4 protein-coding genes are annotated in these 3,746 nt (G+C 32.6%); all 4 read left to right on the forward strand.

The window, feature by feature from the left end; genetic code table 11:
• The first annotated feature begins 107 nt into the window (after window positions 1-107).
• A complete protein-coding gene (gene proC / locus HPY74_20235) occupies window positions 108-923 on the forward strand; it encodes a pyrroline-5-carboxylate reductase (GenBank protein ID NSW92937.1) in 816 nt (271 codons plus the stop codon).
• A 150-nt stretch (window positions 924-1,073) separates the two neighbouring features.
• A complete protein-coding gene (gene spoIIM / locus HPY74_20240) occupies window positions 1,074-1,715 on the forward strand; it encodes a stage II sporulation protein M (GenBank protein ID NSW92938.1) in 642 nt (213 codons plus the stop codon).
• A 154-nt stretch (window positions 1,716-1,869) separates the two neighbouring features.
• A complete protein-coding gene (gene xerD / locus HPY74_20245) occupies window positions 1,870-2,754 on the forward strand; it encodes a site-specific tyrosine recombinase XerD (GenBank protein NSW92939.1) in 885 nt (294 codons plus the stop codon).
• Between the two features lie 67 nt (window positions 2,755-2,821).
• Window positions 2,822-3,746, forward strand: a 925-nt coding sequence (locus tag HPY74_20250) for a phosphopentomutase (protein ID NSW92940.1), incomplete at its 3' end; no start/stop codon positions are given.

Below are 3,746 nucleotides of genomic sequence, written 5' to 3' on the forward strand. Positions count from 1 at the left end.
AAAAGTCAAAAAGTTAAACTATTTTGTATGTTGATTTTGGTAAAATATATGATATTATTATATTATATACAAAAAACTATGAAATATTTTAAGACATGGAGGCAGAAATGGAAGTAGGTGTTGGTTTTATAGGGGCAGGTAAAATGGGTTCGGCTATTGCTAAAGGAATAGCAAAAGCGGGGATAATACCACCAGAAAAAATTTATGTTTTTGATATAGATATAGATAAAGTTGATCAGCTGGAAAAAGAAACAGGAGTAACAGCTTTGAAAAGCAATGAAGAGGTTATAGTCAAATCCGACATTATTATACTTGCTGTAGTACCCAGTGTAATAAGGACTGTTCTTGAACCATGCAAGCATCTTTTTAATAGTAAAATACTGGTCTCAATTGCAGCAGGAGTGCCAATAAGTACATATAAGGAAATATTGGGCAAAAATGCAAAAGTTGTAAGGACAATGCCCAATAGGCCGGCGTTGGTATCTGAAGGTATGACATTAATTTCTTACCACCAAGACATTATCAGTAAAGAGGAAATAGAGATTGTAAAGATTCTTTTTCAGACAGTGGGCAGGGTTGAAATATTAGAGGAAAACCTTATGGATGAAGTTGTAGCCCTTACATCCAGTAGTCCTGCATATGTATTTATGTTAATTGAATCTATGGCAGATGCTGCCGTATTACATGGTATACCCAGAAGATCCGCATACACAATGGCTGCCCAGGCAGTATTAGGGTCTGCTAAAATGGTTTTAGAAACGGGCAAGCATCCGGCTGAACTTAAGGATGAAATATGTACACCGGCGGGGACAACTATAGAAGCAGTAAAAATTCTTGAAAAAAATTCTTTTCGCCATGCAATAATGGAAGCTATGGAAAAATGTACAGAAAAGGCTAAGAAAATAGGAGAAAAATATAAATAATAGTAGTAAAAGGGAAATAATTAATGTAGAAAGAAAAGTTTACATATATTTTTATATGTGGTTGTTATTTTGGATGTAATTTTTCCCGTATATTATGCATACACATCTTAATAAAAAGAGTTTTATAAAAATATCAAGAAGGGATAAATTTTGCTTAATAAAATACGGGAATTATTATATAAACATTTTAAAAATAACTCAAATAGGTATTTTTTATTATTTATGATATTTGTAATAGGTGTTTCTGCAGGAGCTTTTACCGTAAATGGTTTAAGTACACTGCAGAATGACGAACTTGTCCATTATTTTAAAGGGTTTTTACAAATAATGGGTAAACAGAGAGTAAATAGTAATGAACTGTTAATGATTTCTTTGCAGGAGAATACAAAGACAATAGTTTTGTTATGGGTGTTAGGAGTAACCATAATAGGGATTCCCTTTATATTCCTGCTAATATTAACTAAGGGTTTTATAATAGGTTTTAGTTCAGGGTTTATTATAAAAACAATGGGGATAAAAGGTATATTATTCAGTTTTTTAGCAATTTTACCGAAAGAAATAATTGTAATACCCTGTATTATAGCATTGGGGGTAAATGGAATAAACTTTTCCTTGAATATTATAAGGAGTAAATCAATAAAGCAAGTCCTAAAGCAAAACCTGAGGATGGACTTTATTGGATACAGTTTATCTACTATATTTTTTAGTATATTTATTTTGATTGGTACATTAATAGAAACTTACATAATACCTGTATTTATAAGAATAATTACTCCAGTAATTGTTACATAATGTATAAAAGTGGCAATAAATTGGTAATACTATTTACGAAGGTTATTAAACAAAAATAGTATCAAGAGTACTAATACGTTAACTATATAATTAGTATTTAAATATATATTGTTATATTGTCAAGTAAAACTAAGATAAAAGGAGTAGTTGTTTAATGGAAGGATTGGTTGAAAAATATGTTAATTACCTTGAGCAGAGGAAACATTTGGCGTTAAATACTTTACAGTCATACAAGAGGGATATTGAACAGTACATATCTTATTTACAGGAATTGAGTCTTAACAGTATTGCAAATACTAATAAAGCTACAATAATTACCTATTTACTTCATTTACAAAAAAAAGGCCGCGCAACTTCCACAATTTCCCGAAATCTTGCATCTATTAGGTCTTTTTATCAATACCTGGCTAAAAGTAAAGTAATTGAGCATGATCCTACTATCGAGTTAGAATCTCCGAGAGTAGAGAAAAAGTTACCCCAGATACTTTCTACTCAGGAAGTAGAGTTACTACTTGAGCAACCAAAGTGTACCGATCTGAAAGGATACAGAGACAAAGCCATGCTTGAATTACTATATGCCACTGGAATAAGAGTATCGGAATTAATTAATTTAAATATCTCCGATATAAACTTCGATGTAGGATTCGTTAAATGTAATAAAGGGAACAAAGAGAGGATAATACCCATAGGTTCTTTGGCTTTAAAAGCTCTACAGGATTATATGAATAAAGCAAGAAAAAACATGGTAAAATACAATGATGAAAAGGCATTATTTGTAAATGTTAACGGCAAGAGACTGACAAGACAGGGGTTCTGGAAAATAATAAAACAATATAAGAACCAGGCAAAGATTGGTAAAGATATAACACCTCATACATTAAGACACTCCTTTGCAGCGCATTTACTGGAGAACGGTGCTGATTTAAGGTCAATACAGGAAATGTTGGGCCATTCCGATATATCATCAACCCAAATTTATGCCCAAATTGCCAGAAACAGAATAAAAGAAGTTTACAAAAAAACCCACCCAAGGGCTTAAAAGTAACCTGTCTTATATTTTTGTCCTATATTTTTTATCCTATTATTTCTTAAAGGAGTTTATTGAAATGAAAAGAGCAATAATAATAGTATTAGATGGTGTAGGGATAGGTGAATTGCCGGATGCAACCGAATATGGCGATGAAGGCAGCAATACATTAGGCAATATTGCAGAAGTTATTAAAGATTTCAGGCTACCCAACCTTGAAAAACTAGGATTGGGAAATATTGAGGGAATAAAAGGCTTCCCTAAAAACTCTTTTCCTGAAGGCTGCTTCGGCAGGATGGCGGAAAAATCACCTGGGAAAGATACAACAACAGGACATTGGGAAATTGCCGGCATTATAATGGATAAACCTTTTCCGCTTTATCCTAAAGGGTTTCCCAAGTCTATAATTAAAAAGTTTGAAGATGCTATTAACAGAAAAGTGTTGGGTAATATTCCTGCATCAGGTACAGAGATAATAAACAAGTTAGGTAGAGAGCATTTAAATACAGGATATCCGATAGTTTATACTTCTGCCGACAGTGTTTTTCAGGTAGCTGCACATGAAGAGATTATTCCTGTTGAAGAATTGTACAATATGTGTAAAATTGCCAGAGAAATACTACAGGGCAGACATGCTGTAGGAAGAGTAATAGCAAGGCCTTTTACCGGTCAAGAAGGTAAATTTACCAGGACGGAAAGGCGCAGAGATTTTTCTTTAAAACCCATAAAAAAAACTTTACTTGATTACATAGTCGAAAAAGGGTATGAAGTTAAGACAGTAGGGAAAATTGATGATATTTTTGTGAATCAAGGAATTACCGAGTCTGTTCATACTCAAGGAAATATAGATGGAATAGATAAGATGTTGAATTTTATATCTCAAAATTTTTCAGGACTTATATTTACCAACCTTATTGATTATGATATGCTGTATGGTCATAGGAATGATATAAAAGGTTTTGCCGGTGCTCTAATTGAATTTGACAGAAGGTTGCCGGAAGTAT

Source organism: Bacillota bacterium, assembly GCA_013314855.1.
In the GTDB taxonomy this organism is placed as follows: Bacteria; Bacillota; Clostridia; order Acetivibrionales; family DUMC01; genus Ch48.

Coding starts and splice junctions, on each gene's coding strand:
- xerD (NSW92939.1), top strand. CDS start 1,870: ATGGAAGGATTGGTTGAAAAATATGTTAATTACCTTGAGCAGAGGAAA.
- proC (NSW92937.1), top strand. CDS start 108: ATGGAAGTAGGTGTTGGTTTTATAGGGGCAGGTAAAATGGGTTCGGCT.